This window comes from Neisseria sp. HMSC068C12 (genome assembly GCF_001814095.1).
GTDB classification, from domain to species: Bacteria; Pseudomonadota; Gammaproteobacteria; order Burkholderiales; family Neisseriaceae; genus Neisseria; species Neisseria perflava.
This window is the reverse complement of record NZ_KV814825.1, coordinates 322,028-338,606: the sequence shown is the minus strand read 5'-3', so window position 1 is coordinate 338,606 and position 16,579 is coordinate 322,028. Positions and strand designations below refer to the sequence as shown.

At 49.9% G+C, this 16,579-nt stretch carries 12 protein-coding genes and 1 other RNA gene; 8 read left to right on the top strand and 5 right to left on the bottom strand.

What is annotated here, in order from left to right; genetic code table 11:
- The first annotated feature begins 57 nt into the window (after window positions 1-57).
- The gene (gene cysW, locus HMPREF2952_RS09450; RefSeq protein WP_049336112.1) at window positions 58-918 is read left to right on the top strand and encodes a sulfate ABC transporter permease subunit CysW; all 861 of its coding nucleotides are present in this window, start codon (window positions 58-60) and stop codon (window positions 916-918) included.
- Complete coding sequence (locus tag HMPREF2952_RS09445; RefSeq protein ID WP_070695599.1) at window positions 915-1,988, top strand: sulfate/molybdate ABC transporter ATP-binding protein; 1,074 nt, start codon at window positions 915-917, stop codon at window positions 1,986-1,988. Before cysW ends, HMPREF2952_RS09445 begins: the two co-directional genes overlap by 4 nt.
- A 54-nt stretch (window positions 1,989-2,042) precedes the next feature.
- On the opposite strand, the gene ung is transcribed toward HMPREF2952_RS09445, so the two are convergent.
- Complete coding sequence (gene ung, locus HMPREF2952_RS09440; protein WP_049336116.1) at window positions 2,043-2,702, bottom strand: uracil-DNA glycosylase; 660 nt, start codon at window positions 2,700-2,702, stop codon at window positions 2,043-2,045.
- Between the two features lie 192 nt (window positions 2,703-2,894).
- On the opposite strand from ung, the gene HMPREF2952_RS09435 reads away from it, so the two are divergent.
- The 4 genes from HMPREF2952_RS09435 (at window position 2,895) to HMPREF2952_RS09420 (ending at window position 6,554) form a co-directional block, all read left to right on the top strand.
- Window positions 2,895-4,157, top strand: a complete 1,263-nt coding sequence (locus tag HMPREF2952_RS09435; RefSeq protein WP_004520587.1) for a multifunctional CCA addition/repair protein — start codon at window positions 2,895-2,897, stop codon at window positions 4,155-4,157.
- Window positions 4,157-4,795, top strand: a complete 639-nt coding sequence (locus HMPREF2952_RS09430; RefSeq protein ID WP_004520588.1) for a hypothetical protein — start codon at window positions 4,157-4,159, stop codon at window positions 4,793-4,795. The genes HMPREF2952_RS09435 and HMPREF2952_RS09430 overlap by 1 nt, the downstream gene beginning before the upstream one ends.
- 62 nt (window positions 4,796-4,857) lie before the next feature.
- On the top strand, window positions 4,858-5,169 hold the full coding sequence (locus tag HMPREF2952_RS09425; protein ID WP_004520589.1) for a hypothetical protein: 312 nt from the start codon (window positions 4,858-4,860) through the stop codon (window positions 5,167-5,169).
- 167 nt (window positions 5,170-5,336) lie between these two features.
- Window positions 5,337-6,554: a uracil-xanthine permease family protein gene (locus HMPREF2952_RS09420; RefSeq protein WP_003679234.1), complete on the top strand. Its 1,218-nt coding sequence runs from the start codon at window positions 5,337-5,339 to the stop codon at window positions 6,552-6,554.
- A gap of 117 nt (window positions 6,555-6,671) precedes the next feature.
- On the opposite strand, the gene ffs is transcribed toward HMPREF2952_RS09420, so the two are convergent.
- Window positions 6,672-6,768: signal recognition particle sRNA small type (gene ffs / locus HMPREF2952_RS09415), an RNA gene on the bottom strand.
- 260 nt (window positions 6,769-7,028) lie between these two features.
- Here ffs and HMPREF2952_RS09410 point away from each other — a divergent pair.
- Window positions 7,029-10,862 (top strand): DUF3683 domain-containing protein, encoded by a 3,834-nt coding sequence (locus HMPREF2952_RS09410; protein WP_049336118.1) that lies wholly within the window; start codon window positions 7,029-7,031, stop codon window positions 10,860-10,862.
- A gap of 187 nt (window positions 10,863-11,049) precedes the next feature.
- Here HMPREF2952_RS09410 and HMPREF2952_RS09405 read toward each other — a convergent pair whose 3' ends face one another.
- From HMPREF2952_RS09405 to HMPREF2952_RS09395, 3 genes are read right to left on the bottom strand one after another with little or no spacing between them, the layout of a single operon-like run.
- Complete coding sequence (locus HMPREF2952_RS09405; RefSeq protein ID WP_049344815.1) at window positions 11,050-12,504, bottom strand: LutB/LldF family L-lactate oxidation iron-sulfur protein; 1,455 nt, start codon at window positions 12,502-12,504, stop codon at window positions 11,050-11,052.
- Window positions 12,501-13,202, bottom strand: coding sequence for a LutC/YkgG family protein (locus HMPREF2952_RS09400; protein ID WP_070695598.1), 702 nt, complete (start codon window positions 13,200-13,202; stop codon window positions 12,501-12,503). The genes HMPREF2952_RS09405 and HMPREF2952_RS09400 overlap by 4 nt, the downstream gene beginning before the upstream one ends.
- Window positions 13,199-13,978 (bottom strand): (Fe-S)-binding protein, encoded by a 780-nt coding sequence (locus tag HMPREF2952_RS09395; RefSeq protein WP_070695603.1) that lies wholly within the window; start codon window positions 13,976-13,978, stop codon window positions 13,199-13,201. Before HMPREF2952_RS09395 ends, HMPREF2952_RS09400 begins: the two co-directional genes overlap by 4 nt.
- 667 nt (window positions 13,979-14,645) lie before the next feature.
- Here HMPREF2952_RS09395 and HMPREF2952_RS09390 point away from each other — a divergent pair.
- Window positions 14,646-16,556: an alpha-amylase family protein gene (locus HMPREF2952_RS09390; RefSeq protein WP_070695597.1), complete on the top strand. Its 1,911-nt coding sequence runs from the start codon at window positions 14,646-14,648 to the stop codon at window positions 16,554-16,556.
- Window positions 16,557-16,579 lie beyond the last annotated feature (23 nt).

Genomic DNA, 16,579 nt, shown 5'->3' with positions numbered 1-16,579 from the left:
GCAAACATTTTTTAGACGGCCTAAACGGATACAAGAATAAATAGAGACTTCACTAACATGAAAACCCATTCTACCAATCCAAACCTGAGCGAACCGCGTTGGCTGCGCGTATTGCTGACTGCTACCGCCTTGGGCTTTCTGCTGCTGATGCTGGTCGTGCCTTTGGTTGCCGTATTCTACGAGGCCTTAAAAGGCGGTTGGGATTTATACCTGCAATCCTTGACCGATCCCGAAGCATGGTCTGCCATCAAATTAACCCTGATTACCGCTCTGATTGTTGTTCCTATCAATGCCGTATTGGGTGTGGCGATGGCGTGGCTGTTGACCCGTTTCGACTTTCGCGGCAAGCAGTTGCTGACCACCCTGCTCGATTTGCCGTTTTCCGTATCGCCCGTGGTGGCCGGTTTGATGTTCGTCTTATTGTTCGGCACGCATACGGCATTGGGCGGCTGGCTTGAAGCGCAAGGCATACAGATTATCTTCGCCATCCCCGGCATTATTTTGGCGACGCTGTTCGTTACCTTCCCCTTTGTCGCGCGCGAAATCATTCCTTTAATGCAGGCGCAGGGCGACAGCGAAGAACAGGCCGCGCTAATACTCGGCGCAAGCGGCTGGCAGATGTTTTGGCGCGTTACCCTACCCAACATCAAATGGGCGCTGCTCTACGGCATCATCCTCACCAACGCCCGCGCGATGGGCGAATTCGGCGCGGTCAGCGTGGTATCGGGACACATCCGCGGCGAAACCAACACCATCCCGCTTTTGGTTGAAATCTTCTACAACGAATACAACTTCACCGGCGCATTCGCCCTCTCCGGCGTATTGGCACTTTTAGCCTTGGCCACATTGCTGGTGCAAAACATCATCACAAAATTACAAGACAAAAAACTCGCCGCCGCTGAAAGGAACGCAGCATGAGCATTACTATTCAAAATCTAAACAAACACTTCGGAGCGTTCCACGCGCTGAAAAACATCAACCTCAACGTCCCCACCGGCAAACTCGTTTCCCTGCTCGGCCCATCCGGCTGCGGCAAAACCACGCTCCTGCGCATTATCGCCGGACTGGAAAACGCCGATGGCGGCCAAATTCTCTTTGACGGCCAAGACGTAACCGCCAAGCATGTGCGCGAGCGCAAAGTCGGCTTCGTATTCCAACACTACGCCCTCTTCCGCCACATGAACGTGTTTGACAACGTCGCCTTCGGTTTGACCGTATTGCCCAAGTCCGAACGCCCGTCCAAAGAACAAATCCGCGCCAAAGTCGAAGAATTGCTCAAACTCGTGCAGCTTTCCCAACTCGCCAAATCCTATCCGCACCAGCTCTCCGGCGGCCAACGCCAGCGCATCGCCCTCGCCCGTGCGCTTGCGGTCGAACCGAAACTCCTGCTTTTGGACGAACCCTTCGGCGCGCTGGATGCCAAAGTGCGCAAAGAATTGCGTACCTGGCTGCGCGACATTCATCATAACCTAGGCGTAACCAGCATTCTGGTGACGCACGACCAAGAAGAAGCCCTCGAAGTTTCCGACGAAATCGTCGTCATGAACCACGGCAAAATCGAACAAACCGGCAGCGCCGAAGCCATTTACCGCAAACCCGAAAACGCCTTCGTTACCGAGTTTCTCGGCGAAACCGACGCATTTGAAGGACGCATCGAAAAAGGCATCTGGCATTACAACGGCTTTGCATGGAAATTGGACGCGCACTACAAATGGCAGGAACAAACCGCCATCGGCTATATCCGCCCCCACGAATGGCAGCTTGCCGCCGAACATGAAACACCGATGATCCGTGCCAAAATCGAAAAAATCCACGCCGTCGGCGCATTGACGCATATTTTGGTAAAACACGACAAACAAGACGTGCATATCACGCTGGCAGGCAGCGATGCTGCGTGTTACCAAATCACCGAAGGCAAAGAATTGAACCTGATTCCAAAACAGGTTTATGTCTTTTCTCAAAACGAACTGATTGAATATTCGATTTGAGACTAAATCATAAGGCCGTCTGAAAATCTACTTTCAGACGGCCTTTCATCTTATTTAAACCTGCCAATCAATCGGCTCTAAACCATGCGCCTGCAAATAAGCGTTTGCCTGCGAAAAATGTTTGCAGCCGAAAAAGCCGCGATATGCCGATAAAGGGGAAGGATGCGGCGCGGTCAGCACCAAATGGCGGTTGCGGTCGATAAACGCGCCTTTCTTCTGCGCATGGCTGCCCCACAGCATAAAGACTAAATGCTCGCGTTCCTTATCCAATTGTCGGATGACTTCATCGGTAAACGCCTCCCAGCCAAAAGTCGCATGGGAATGCGCCGAACCGGCACGAACAGTCAACACCGTGTTCAACAGCAATACGCCCTGTTCCGCCCAATGCTGCAAATAGCCGTGTTGCGGAATCTGAAAACCCTCAATATCCGTCGCCAACTCTTTATAAATATTGACCAGCGACGGCGGCACCGCAATTTCAGGCTGGACGGAAAACGCCAAACCATGCGCCTGACCCGCACCGTGATACGGGTCTTGCCCTAAAATCACTACCTTTACATTTCCGAATTCAGTCGTCCGAAAGGCATTGAATACATCGCGCTCGGGCGGATAAACGGTTATCCCCGCCTGCCTTTCATGGCGCACCTTCTCCAAAATCGTTTGAAAATACGCCTTTTCTTTTTCCGCACCAATTGCCTCGTGCCAAGTCTGCATTATTTGCCGCTCCGTATTTGAATGGGCTTATTATAAAGGATATGCCGCATAACGATATGGTTTGTTGTCGCCGCAGGACTGAAGATTATCGACAGCAACAAACCTAAAGCGTCATAATAGCGTTCTGACTCAGGCCGTCTGAAAACCCAATACGGCTTTTCAGACGGCCTTTTTATATCGTTCGATTTTTATATGAATACACAAACCATCAAAACCTATCTTGTCGGCGGCGCTGTCCGCGACCATCTTTTAGGCCTGCCCGTCAAAGACCGCGACTGGGTAGTCGTCGGTGCAGATGCGCAAACCATGTTGGCTCAAGGCTATCAACCTGTTGGCAAGGATTTTCCCGTCTTTCTCCACCCGGACAGCCACGAAGAATACGCCCTCGCCCGTACCGAGCGTAAAACTGCCAAAGGCTATGCCGGATTCAGTTTTCATGCCGATAAAGACGTTACGCTGGAACAAGACCTAATGCGCCGCGACCTGACCATCAATTCCATGGCTCAGGATTCAGACGGCACGATCATCGATCCTTTTGGCGGACAACAAGATTTGGCGGCCGGCATCCTGCGCCACGTTTCGCCTGCCTTTGCCGAAGACCCTGTGCGGATTTTGCGTATCGCCCGTTTTGCCGCGCGTTATGGTTTTCAAATTGCCGATGAAACCATGTCGCTGATGCGGCAAATGGTAGAAAACGGCGAAGCGGATGCCTTGGTTGCCGAACGTGTCTGGCAGGAATTGGCCAAAGGCTTGATGGAGAAAAATCCGCGCCGAATGATTGAAGTTTTGCGCGAATGCGGCGCACTCAAAGTTTTACTGCCAGAAGTCGATGCCCTTTTCGGCGTACCGCAACGCGCCGACTATCATCCCGAAATCGACAGCGGTATTCATACGCTGATGGTTGTACAACGAGCCGCCGAGATGAACCTGTCCCTCGCTGAACGCTATGCTGCCTTATTGCACGACTTGGGCAAGGCAAAAACACCGGCCGATATACTGCCGAAACACTACGGACACGACCTTAACGGCGTCGAACCCGTCCGCGAAGTCAATCAACGCCTGCGCGCGCCCAAACACTGCGCCGAGCTTGCCGAACTCGTCTGCCGTTGGCACATCATGCTCCATCAAGTCGGGCAGTTCAAAAGTAAAACTATTTTGAATGTTTTGAAAAAAACCGACGCATTCCGCCGCCCCGAACGTTTTCAGACGGCCTTAAACGTCTGCGTGGCCGACAAACAAGGCCGTCTGAATCTTGAAAACACGCCTTATCCGCAACGTGAACACTGGCTGGCCTTACTTGAGGCCGCCAATCAAGTAGATGCAGGCAAAATTGCCGCCGAGTGCCGCGCACAAGGCAAAGCCCATTTAATTGCCGAACAAATCGATCATGCCCGCTTGGCGCAAATTAGGCCGCTGCAAAAAGCGTATCAGGCTGAAAAAATAGGAGGCTATTGATGGCATCTTCGCGTTATAAAATCGAACGCATGCCCGACGGCATTGCCGTATCTGCTCGTGTTGTACATGACTCGCAGGAAATCGGTTTTACCGCGGTATTTCTTATGTTTTCCTTTGTTCTTACATGCATCGCGCCGTTTTACCTTGAAGAGCACTATTTCACTAATTTAGAAGCCATTCTCATCCCTTTACTTTTTACTTTCTACTTAGTCGGTTCACTTGTTTACGGCCTTCTTTGGCAACTTTTCGGACGTGAAAACATCAAGATCCGTAACCATACGCTGTCTCATGGTTATACCTTGTTTTCCATTGGGCGTTGGCGTAGTTTCCCGTTGTCAGAAATCTCCGAATGGCATTCTCGTGACCATATTCCCCAAGCTCCTGTTGCACAAGGAAGGAAACAGAGGTTGCCAAACGAAAACCTCTACCAAAATGGTATGAAACGAAAAATTCACAATGTCCCCAATATTTTACGTATCCAAAAATGTGTACAAGGTGCATGGTCTTTCGATTATCAGGGAAAAACCATACGTATCGGCGATTTTTTTGATAGCCGCGATTTTCAGGCAGTCAATATTGAATTGAACAGATTTATCCCCACATTCGCCAAAGCCCGTCAACTTAAAGACGCCCTTTGAAACAGCCGACACGATATCCGCTATAATCCGCACCTTAACCATCTTATTTCAACAATAAAATCATGACTATCCAGACCAATTTACTTCACGAAAAAATCAGCAATAAAGATTATCAACGCCTCATTGTCAAACACAGCGAATCTTTCAGCGACGGCGAAATCTGCCTATTGAATGAGATTTTGGAAAAATTTGAATTTGATGTCGTACAGGAACAAGCATTGGCGCAAGCTGTGATGCAGCAGGTGCGCTTCGATCCAAACGACTACCATATCGACAGCGACGATGAAGACACAACCGGCATCTGTCCGCACTGCATCAATCCGCCCATGCCACCCCTGCGCGATTATTTGGTTTGGCGCGAAACACGCGGCTGAAAATTTTCCTAATCGATTTTGATAAGTTATTAACAATTCGCTATCGAATAAGGCCGTCTGAACAGGTGTCATCGTTACATATGTTCAGACGGCCTTTTGTAAATAAATGTTCACAATTAGGATAAATCAGTATAATCTGCGCCATTTGAATTTTCTTCGGAGCTTTTATGAATCAGCTTAAAACGGCGGTAGCCGGTGCGCAGATTTTGTTTGTCGCATTCGGTGCCATGGTGCTTGTGCCGCTTCTGACGGGACTGAACCCGGCTTTGGCATTATTGGGCGCAGGCTTGGGCACTTTGTTGTTCCAATTGGTTACCAAACGTAAAGTGCCGATTTTCCTCGGCTCTTCTTTTGCCTTTATTGCACCGATTATCTACTCCATCGGCGAATGGGGCCTGCCTTCTACCATGTTCGGCCTGTTTGCGGCAGGTTTCATGTACTTTGTCTTTGCCGCGCTAATTAGATGGCGCGGTCTAGATGCGGTACACAAGCTGTTGCCGCCCGTGGTTATCGGTCCGGTGATTATGGTAATCGGTTTGTCCGTGGCCGCTGCAGCCAGCAGCATGGCCATGGGTCAGGCGGATGGAAAACAGGTCATCGACTATATCGACTCGCTGATTCTGTCCGGCTTTACCTTTGCGGTAACCGTCATTGTTTCTGTCTTCGGCAGCAAAATGATGAAGCTGATTCCGATTCTGATCGGCGTGGCTTCAGGCTATGTGTTGGCTTTGATCATGGGCTTGGTCGATACCAGCGCCATCATCAACGCTCCTTGGTTTGCCGTCCCTCATTTTGAAACGCCTCAAGTCAACTGGCAGGCTGCCTTGTTTATGTTGCCCGTTGCCATCGCCCCGGCCATCGAACACATCGGCGGCATTATGGCCATCGGTAATGTAACCGGCAAAAACTACACTAAAGACCCGGGCTTGGACAAAACCCTCGCCGGCGACGGCTTGGGCGTGTGCGTGGCCGGTTTGATCGGCGGCCCGCCTGTGACCACTTACGGTGAAGTGACCGGCGCGGTGATGATTACCAAAAACAGCAACCCCGTTATCATGACTTGGGCGGCAATTTTTGCGATTTTCATGGCATTTTTCGGTAAGTTCAACGCGTTTTTGGCTTCGATTCCTATGCCGGTTATGGGCGGCATTATGTTGCTGCTGTTCGGTACAATCGCCTCTTTGGGCATCAAAACATTGATTGATGCGAAAGTCGATTTGATGCAGCCGAAAAATCTGGTTATCGTCAGTTCCGTATTGACGACAGGTATCGGCGGCATGATTATCAAAGTAGGTACTTTGAGCTTCGCCGGTGTAGGTTTATGCGCCGTATTGGCCATTATCCTGAACTGCGTTTTGCCCAATACAAAATCAGAAGAAGCATAAATAGCTGGCTCATAAACTCAAAGGCCGTCTGAAAATGAGATTTCAGACGGCCTTTTTATTACGCTTTATACAATGAAAAATGCCGGAGACTTAACCATCTCCGGCATTTTTGAATAAGGTGGCGAGCCGAACCCCCGGCACTGGCTCATCAGAGTGGGCTGCTGGCTTCCGCCCCTGACCCGGTGTTCCGAATTACCATGCGGGGAGACCCGCCATAGAAGAAACGCATTATAGCGGTTTTACAGAAAAACTCAAGCGATAAAATCTGTCAGGCCGTCTGAAAATCATTTACATGACAAGATTGTAAACAATATTACCTAGTTGAAAATCATTCCCATTGAAATGTTTATTGTCTTTTCCGTTGAAAAATATCGAAAATTACACTACATTAACACTTTACGCCATCAAGAAGAAATTGCATTTTTCAGACGGCCTTTAATATAAAAACATTACATCCATCAACGGAACACGACCATGACCACGACTACTGCCCCTCAGCGTATTCGAGAAATTCCCTATAACTATACTTCTTATACCGACCGCGAAATCGTCATCCGACTGTTGGGCAACGAAGCGTGGCAAATCCTGCAAGACCTGCGCGGTCAACGCAAAACAGGACGTTCGGCACGAATGCTGTTTGAAGTATTGGGCGATATTTGGGTGGTCGTGCGTAATCCGTATCTGGTCGATGATTTGCTGGAGCATCCGAAACGCCGCGCCGCGCTGGTGCGGGAAATGCGCCACCGCTTAAATGAAATCCGCAAACGCCGCGACGATAATCGGCAAGTGGATGTCTTGGTTGCAGCAGCAGAAAAAGCAGTCGAGCGTTTTGATAGCAGTTTTGATGAAACCAGCCAAAAACGCCATCAAATTTTGGATCGCTTAAGCAAAATTACCAAGCCGCACAATATTATGTTTGACGGATTGGCTCGAGTAACGCACGTTACCGATGCGACTGACTGGCGCGTGGAGTATCCGTTTGTTGTCGTTAATCCTGATACCGAGGCAGAGATCGCGCCTTTGGTGCGCGCTTTAATTGAGTTGGACTTGGTCATTATCCCACGCGGTGGCGGTACCGGCTACACTGGTGGCGCAGTACCTTTAGACGCAAACAGCGCAGTCATCAATACCGAAAAACTCGACAAGCATCGCGGCGTCGAATATGTTGAGCTGGCAGGCTTGGACGGCAGACATCCGATTATCCATTGTGGCGCAGGCGTAGTAACCCGCCGGGTGGAAGAAACCGCGCATCAGGCGGGTTTGGTGTTTGCCGTTGATCCGACTTCCGCCGATGCGTCTTGCGTGGGCGGTAATGTGGCGATGAATGCAGGTGGCAAAAAAGCTGTGCTGTGGGGTACTGCCTTGGACAACCTCGCCTACTGGAACATGATCAACCCTCAAGGCGAATGGTTGCGTATCGAACGCGTTCGCCACAATTTTGGCAAAATCCACGATGAAGAAATCGCCTTGTTTGATGTACATACGTTGGATTCAGACGGCCGCAATATCGTCAATACCAAACGCTTGGAAATCCCCGGCCACAAATTCCGCAAAGTCGGTTTGGGCAAAGACGTTACCGACAAATTCTTGAGCGGTCTGCCCGGCGTGCAGAAAGAAGGCACAGACGGCATCATCACCAGCGTCGCCTTCGTATTGCACAAAATGCCGAAATACACGCGTACTGTATGTATGGAATTTTTCGGTACAGTCGCCACCGCAACGCCTTCCATCGTCGAAATCCGCGATTTCCTGCTTACCCATGAAAGCGTTCGGCTGGCGGGTTTGGAGCATTTAGACTGGCGTTACGTCCGCGCCGTCGGTTATGCCACCAAAGCGGCAGGTAAAGGCCGACCTAAAATGGTCTTGCTGGCAGACGTGGTTTCCGATGACGAAGCCGCCGTACAGGCAGCCGCCGAACACATCTGCAAACTTGCCCGCGCCCGCGACGGCGAAGGCTTTATCGCCATATCTCCAGAAGCGCGCAAAACCTTCTGGCTTGACCGCAGCCGCACCGCCGCCATCGCCAAACATACCAACGCCTTTAAAATCAACGAAGACGTAGTGATTCCGCTGGAGCGGCTCGGTGAGTATTCAGACGGCATCGAGCGCATCAACATTGAGCTTTCCATTCAAAACAAACTCAAACTCTGTGCCGCCTTAGAGCAATATCTGTCCGGCAAACTCCCCATCGACAAAATGGGAACAGACCTGCCAACCGCCGAACTATTGGGCGAACGCGGCAAACACGCCCTAGCCCACGTTTCCGCTGTCAAAGCGCGTTGGGAATGGCTGCTTGCTAACTTAGACGCGCCGCTTGCCGACTATAAAGCACGCTATGGCGCAGCCGTCCACGCTGCGCCCGAAGCCAAAAACAATGAAAGCTGCTTTATTGCCTTCCGCGATTTCCGCCTGCGCGTGTCTGTCAAAGCGGACGTAATGAAGCCGCTTTCTGAAATCTTCAGCGGCAAAACAGATACCAAAATTATCCAAGGCTTGGGCAAAATCCACGCCAAAACCGTACGCAGCCGCGTCTTCGTCGCCCTGCATATGCACGCCGGCGACGGTAACGTTCACACCAATATTCCGGTTAACTCAGACGATGCCGAAATGCTTCAGACGGCCTACCGTTCTGTGGAACGCATCATGAAAATCGCCCGTTCGCTCGGCGGCGTAATTTCCGGCGAACACGGCATCGGCATTACCAAGCTCGAATTCCTGACAGATGAAGATTTGCAACCGTTTTGGAATTACAAAAACCAAGTCGATCCCAAACACACCTTCAACCGTCACAAACTGATGAAAGGCTCGGACCTGCGCAACGCCTATACGCCGTCTTTCGAGCTTTTGGGTGCGGAATCGCTGATTATGGAAAAATCAGACCTCGGCACCATCGCCGATTCCGTCAAAGACTGCCTGCGCTGCGGCAAATGCAAACCTGTTTGCTCTACTCATGTTCCGCGTGCCAACCTACTGTATAGCCCCCGCAACAAAATCCTCGGTGTGGGCTTACTGACCGAAGCCTTCTTATACGAAGAACAAACCCGTCGCGGCGTTTCCGTCAAGCATTTTGAAGAACTGATGGACATCGGCGACCACTGCACCGTGTGCCACCGCTGCGTTAAGCCCTGCCCTGTCAACATCGACTTTGGCGACGTTACCGTAGCCGTCCGCAACTACCTTGCCGATTCCGGCCACAAACGCTTTGCGCCTGCAGCTTCAATGGGTATGGCATTTTTGAACGCCACAGGCCCGAAAACCATTAAAGCCCTTCGCGCCGCCATGATACAGACCGGCTTCCCAGCGCAAAACTTTGCCTACAAAATCGGCAAGCTTCTTCCGATTGGCACTAAAAAGCAAAAAGCCGAACCGAAAGCCACCGTCGGTACCGCCTCAATCAAAGAACAGGTTATCCACTTCATCAACCGTCCTTTGCCGAAAAGCGTGCCTGCTAAAACTCCACGCTCCATGCTGGGTATAGAAGACGACAAGAGTATTCCTATCATCCGCAATCCGGCTTCTCCGGAAGATGCCGAAGCCGTGTTCTACTTCCCCGGCTGCGGCTCTGAGCGCCTGTTCAGCCAAATCGGACTAGCCGTTCAAGCCATGCTCTGGCATGTCGGCGTACAAACCGTCCTGCCGCCGGGCTATATGTGTTGCGGCTATCCGCAAGACGCAGGCGGAAATAAGGCTAAAGCCGAAGAAATGAGCACCAACAACCGCGTGGCTTTCCACCGTATGGCGAACACCCTCAACTACCTCGACATTAAAACCGTCGTCGTCAGTTGCGGTACCTGCTACGACCAACTGGAAAAATACCGTTTTGAAGAAATCTTCCCAGGCTGCCGTATCATCGACATCCATGAATATCTGCTTGAAAAAGGTGTGCAGCTAAACGGCGTACAAGGTCAGCAATACCTCTACCACGACCCTTGCCATACCCCGATCAAAACCATGAATGCCACCCAAATGGCCAGCAGCCTGATGGGACAGAAAGTCGTCTTAAGCGACCGCTGCTGCGGCGAGTCCGGTATGTTTGCCGTCAAACGACCCGACATTGCCACTCAGGTCAAGTTCCGCAAACAAGAGGAAATTGAGAAAAACCTCAAAGAGCTGCCTCAGGGCGAACCCGTCAAAATGCTTACCTCCTGCCCAGCCTGCCTGCAAGGCCTGAGCCGCTACGCCGACGACAACAATATGCCTGCCGACTACATTGTCATCGAAATGGCGAAACACATCCTCGGCGAAAACTGGCTGGATGAGTTTGTAAAAAAAGCCAATAACGGCGGTGTAGAAAAAGTATTGCTCTAAGGACTTAGACAAAAACTTTTGGATGTAATAAAGGCCGTCTGAAAATCTTTCAGACGGCCTTTTTATTCAAAAGAATCAAAATACAATAATCAAATCAAATGCCTTTACAAATAGCGATGCTACACCAGCAGTATTCAATAAAAAATAAAACTTGAGGCTTTTATCCCCCAGGTTTTATTTTCAAGTCTTATGCTTTTTCTTGCTGACGTTTTCTTTCTGCCATCATCTCATGCAATGTTTGCTTGGCAGGTTTCATCGGAACATGGTTATTGGTCCAGCTTAACTGCTTGCTTGGCGTCAATGCACGGAATTTGGTAGCAGCCCAGCCGAATGCTCGATAAGCCTTACTGCCGCTGAAAATGCCGTTAAACGTACGCCACGCCATTTGCTCGCCGAAGGTATGCGATGCGCCTTGACCACGGATAGGATGAGGAACGGTTTCTGTTGGCGAACGTTGCGCTTCAACACGCAGACGTTGCATTTGTTCGGTAATCGGAATGCGTACCGGACAAACCTCAACACAGGCGCCACACATGGTACATGCAGTCGGCAGATCGCGTGTCGCATCCAAGCCTAACAAATGCGGAGAGATAATCTCGCCAATCGGGCCGGGATAAGTCGTACCGTAGGCCGCGCCACCGATACGGGTATAAACCGGACAGTGGTTCATACACGCACCGCAACGGATACATTGCAAGGTACGGCGCATTTGATCTTCTGCATACGCTTGACTACGGCCGTTATCAAGCAGTACCAAGTGCATTTCTTGAGGGCCGTCCAGCTCTTCGCTACGGCGAGGACCGGTAATCATATTAAAATAAGTGGTAATGTTCTGACCGATGGCGGAGCGTGGCAGCAGGCTGTACAAAGGCGGAACATCCGACAGCTTCGCAACCACTTTTTCAATACCGGTAATGGCGATGTGCACAGGCGGTACAGTGGTACTCAAGCGGCCGTTGCCTTCATTTTCGACCAGACACAAAGTGCCCGTTTCAGCAACGGCAAAGTTCACACCGCTCAAACCGACATCGGCAGTGCTGTAAATATCGCGCAATGCTTTACGCGCAAATCCGGTCAGTTGGTCTACATCATCTGTTAATGGAGTGCCGAGGTTTTGATGGAAAAGCTCGCTAACCTGCTCTTTGGTTTTATGAATGGCAGGCATCACGATATGGGTTGGTTTCTCACCGGCCATTTGAACGATAAACTCGCCCAAGTCGCTCTCAATCGCTTTGATGCCTTGATCTTGCAGATAATGGTTCAGCTCAATCTCTTCGCTGACCATAGATTTGCCTTTCACCATCAGCTTGCCGTTTTTATCGGTAATGATGTTGTGAATGATTTGGCAGGCTTCGGCAGGTGTTTCCGCCCAGTGGACTTTAACGCCTAACTTGGTCAGGTTTTCTTCCAATTGCTCCAACAATGCAGGCAATTTGGACAACGAACGTTGACGGACATGCTCACACAAGTCACGCAGGCTTTGCAGCTCTTCTTCATCTGTCAAAACGGCTTTGCGCTTGGTCATCAGCATATCCATCGCTGTGCGCAAGCTTTTACGCAGAGGCTTGTCTTGCAAAGAAATTGCGGCGTTTTGCTTGAACGTTTCCGGCTTCATATGGAATTTAATGGTTTGGGAACTCATGCTTTTTCCTCCAAATCGGCAGGGGAAATGTGATCAGGCAGAACGGCCAAAACCACCAAATCGCGCGGGCCGTGTGCACCATAGGCCAAAGTCAATTGAATATCGGCAGTCTTAGACGGGCCGGAAATCAAAATAACGTTGGTAGGCATGCCTTTTTCTACCAGTTTTTCGCCTTCAACAGCATTATGGAATTCGTTGTACATTTTGCTGGTGTCAAACAGGCAGAAATGCACAGGCGGAACCAAACTCAGGCTGCGCGGCTCGACAGGGCTGGACTCCAGCATAATCGTACCGGTACGGGCAATACCGCATTTAGAGCCGCTAAAACCAGCCTCAATATCGGTAAAGAATTCGTTTTTCCAGTCGTCGATTTTTCGCTCAAAACCACGAGATTCAATATTGGTATCGGCCAAAGCTGCACGGGCCAGCTGACCATGTTCTGTTTCTAATGGGAGCAGAATGTTTTTCAAGCCTTTGCCTTCGGCTGCTTGGCGGAATACTTGCGGCCAGTTGGATTTGGTAACCCAATAGATTTCAGTTTTGACGGCACGCATGGCAGCCGCCCAATGTTTTAAGCGTTCGACATCGTTTGCCCAAGAAACACCCATTTCACGGTAATAATCGAAAACCGGCGGCTCTTCCATCGGCAAGGCATCGGCTTTTTTCAATTTCGCTAAAATATTTTCGCGCGCGCTCATGCTTTACCTCCGGTACGTTCCAATAGGAAAGATGCAATATGTTTCGGACGTGGCATATTGGGTTCGTCTTTGGCAATTTTGCCACCGATATTCATCATGCAGCCGCAATCCGCGCTGATGATTTCAGTTGCGCCTGTTTCTTTCAGTGCTGCAACTTTGTCGGTTACCATCGCGCCGGAAATATCGGCTTGTTTCACAGAGAATGTACCGCCAAAACCACAGCATTCGCTTTCATGGTCGTGGATGATACGTTCAACATTTTCCATGCCATCAATCAGCTGCCAGCCTGACAAATGGACATTCATCTCGCGACGCGCCGCGCAGGAAGTATGAACGGCCACTTTAACCGGCTCGCCTTTATCTTCAGGTTTGTAACCAATCGCCAGCAGGAAGTGGGTGAATTCAATGATACGGTTGGCGCAATCAATGGCTTTTTGCTCGTACTCGGTACCTTTAAACAAAGTCGGCCAGTGGTGTTTCATCATGCCACCGCAAGAACCGGAAGGCACGACAATCGGCCAATTTTCAGGGAATAAATCCAGTTGCGCTTTGGCAACATCAAAGGCTTCTTTAGGATGGCCTGATGAATAGGCTGGTTGGCCACAGCAGCTTTGCTCCATCGGATAATGGATACGGATGCCCTGTTGTTCGATTAAAGTGATGGCATCCATGCCTGCTTCAGGCATGAAAAGGTCGAGAACGCAAGTACCGAAGAAATAAGCATCGGTTGGCTTGCTGTCGAATACGGTGATTTGTGGTGGTTTGATTGCGCTCATTTTTTTGGAACGGGACAACCCGTTTTCTTGTGTAAAAATAAGATGGGTACTTTAAGTAATTGCTTGTAATGGGTCAAGTCTAATTTTAAAAAATAATATTAAAAAAGCATGACAAACCAGACAAACACCTTTCCCTTATTGACTTGATAATCTACATAATAACCACTATCAATAAGAAAACTAATGGATTCATTTTTTAATAAATGAAACTCGTACATTCCTTCCCTCTTCAAAACACAATCACTGCCTATTTATAGAATCTTGATTTACATCAGAAGTCATGAACTTAATCGCTATGACACGTTTTTAGACGAAACAAGCAATCCACTATGCTGTAAATATGTTTCAGACGGCCATATTTGGAATAAAAAGATATCTAAGATAATAAAAATAAAAGTTTTTCTCACAAACTCAGGCCGTCTGAAAGATAAGTTCGTCAAAAAGCTACTTTCCGTATACTCAACCCTACTTTTAATCAAAATAAAACACTTGAAAAAACCTTTTCCAGAGCCGCGAAAACCCTTTGCACACTCAAGCACTTCCAGTATCATTGAGACAGTTTCTTGACGCAAAATTACAGTCTTAGCCGCCCACAATCGGCATGGATTTGTAAAAGAAGTGAAACCAAGCTTCAAAACAATTTCACCTTAATTTCGGAGTAGGCATTATGTTGACCCAGACTCAACAGGTTGATTTGACCTTGCATCACCTTAAAGAACGCACCCTATCGATATACACTCCCGAACAGCGTGCAAGCATCGAGGCATCTGAAGACTGGAAACAGTTTGACAGACGACTTGAGGAACACTTCCCAAAACTGATGCACGAGCTGGACAACGTATACAACAACAACGAAGCCGTCCTCCCTATGCTGGAGCAACTGATTGCCCAAGCATGGCAAAGCTATTCCCAACGCAACGCATCTTTAAAAGATATTGATATCGCGCGAGAAAACGATCCTGACTGGATTTTGTCCAACAAACAGGTTGGCGGCGTGTGCTACGTCGATTTGTTCGCAGGCGATCTGCAAGGGTTGAAAGCCAAAATCCCTTATTTCCAAGAATTGGGCCTGACCTATCTACACCTGATGCCCCTGTTTAAATGCCCTGAAGGCAAAAGCGACGGCGGCTATGCGGTCAGCAGCTACCGCGATGTCAATCCAGCACTGGGTACAATAGACGACTTGCGCGATGTCATTGCCGCCTTGCACGAAGCAGGCATTTCCGCCGTTGTCGATTTCATCTTCAACCACACTTCCAACGAACACGAATGGGCAAAACGCTGCGCTGCCGGCGATCCACTCTACGACAACTTCTACTATATTTTCCCTGACCGCTGGATGCCCGACCAATACGACCGCACCCTGCGTGAAATCTTCCCTGACCAACATCCGGGCGGCTTCTCCCAACTGGAAGACGGACGCTGGGTATGGACGACGTTCAACTCCTTCCAATGGGACTTAAATTACAGCAACCCGTGGGTATTCCGTGCCATGGCAGGCGAAATGATGTTCCTTGCCAACTTGGGCGTTGATATTCTGCGCATGGATGCCGTTGCCTTTATTTGGAAGCAAATGGGCACAAGCTGCGAAAACCTGCCTCAGGCACACGCCCTGATTCGCGCGTTTAACTCTGTAATGCGTATCGCAGCGCCAGCCGTGTTCTTCAAATCCGAAGCCATCGTCCACCCTGACCAAGTTGTCCAATACATCAGCCAAGACGAATGTCAAATCGGCTACAACCCTCTGCAAATGGCATTGTTGTGGAACACCCTCGCCACACGCGAAGTCAACCTGCTCCATCAAGCACTGACCTACCGTCACAACCTGCCCGACCACACAGCATGGGTCAACTACGTCCGCAGCCATGACGACATCGGCTGGACGTTTGCCGACGAAGACGCATCGCAATTCGGCATCCACGGCTACGACCACCGCCAATTCCTCAACCGCTTCTTCGTCAACCATTTTGACGGCAGCTTCGCGCGTGGCGTACCATTCCAATACAACCCAAGCACAGGTGACTGCCGTGTCAGTGGTACAGCAGCAGCATTGGTCGGCTTGGCTCAAAACGATCCGCATGCCGTTGACCGCATCAAACTTTTGTACAGCATTGCTTTGAGTACCGGCGGCCTGCCGCTGATTTACCTAGGCGACGAAGTGGGTACGCTCAATGACGATGACTGGTCTCAAGACAGCAACAAGAGCGATGACAGCCGCTGGGCACACCGTCCTCGTTACAATGAGGAGTTGTACAACCAACGCCATGACAGCTCGACCACTGCCGGTCAAATCTTCCAAGGTTTACGCCATATGATTTCCATCCGCCAAAGCAATCCGCGCTTTAATGGCGGCAGGTTGGTTACCTTCAACACCAACAACAAACACATCATCGGCTATATGCGCAACAACGCGCTTTTGGTATTCGGCAACTTCAGCGAACATGCGCAAACCATCAGTGCGCACACCCTGCAGGCCATGCCGTTTAAAGCGCACGATTTGATCAGCGGTCAAACCGTTTCTCTGAATCAGGACTTGGTACTGCAACCCTATCAAGTCATGTGGCTTGAAATTGCATAAGCTGAATTTTTTATACATCATTG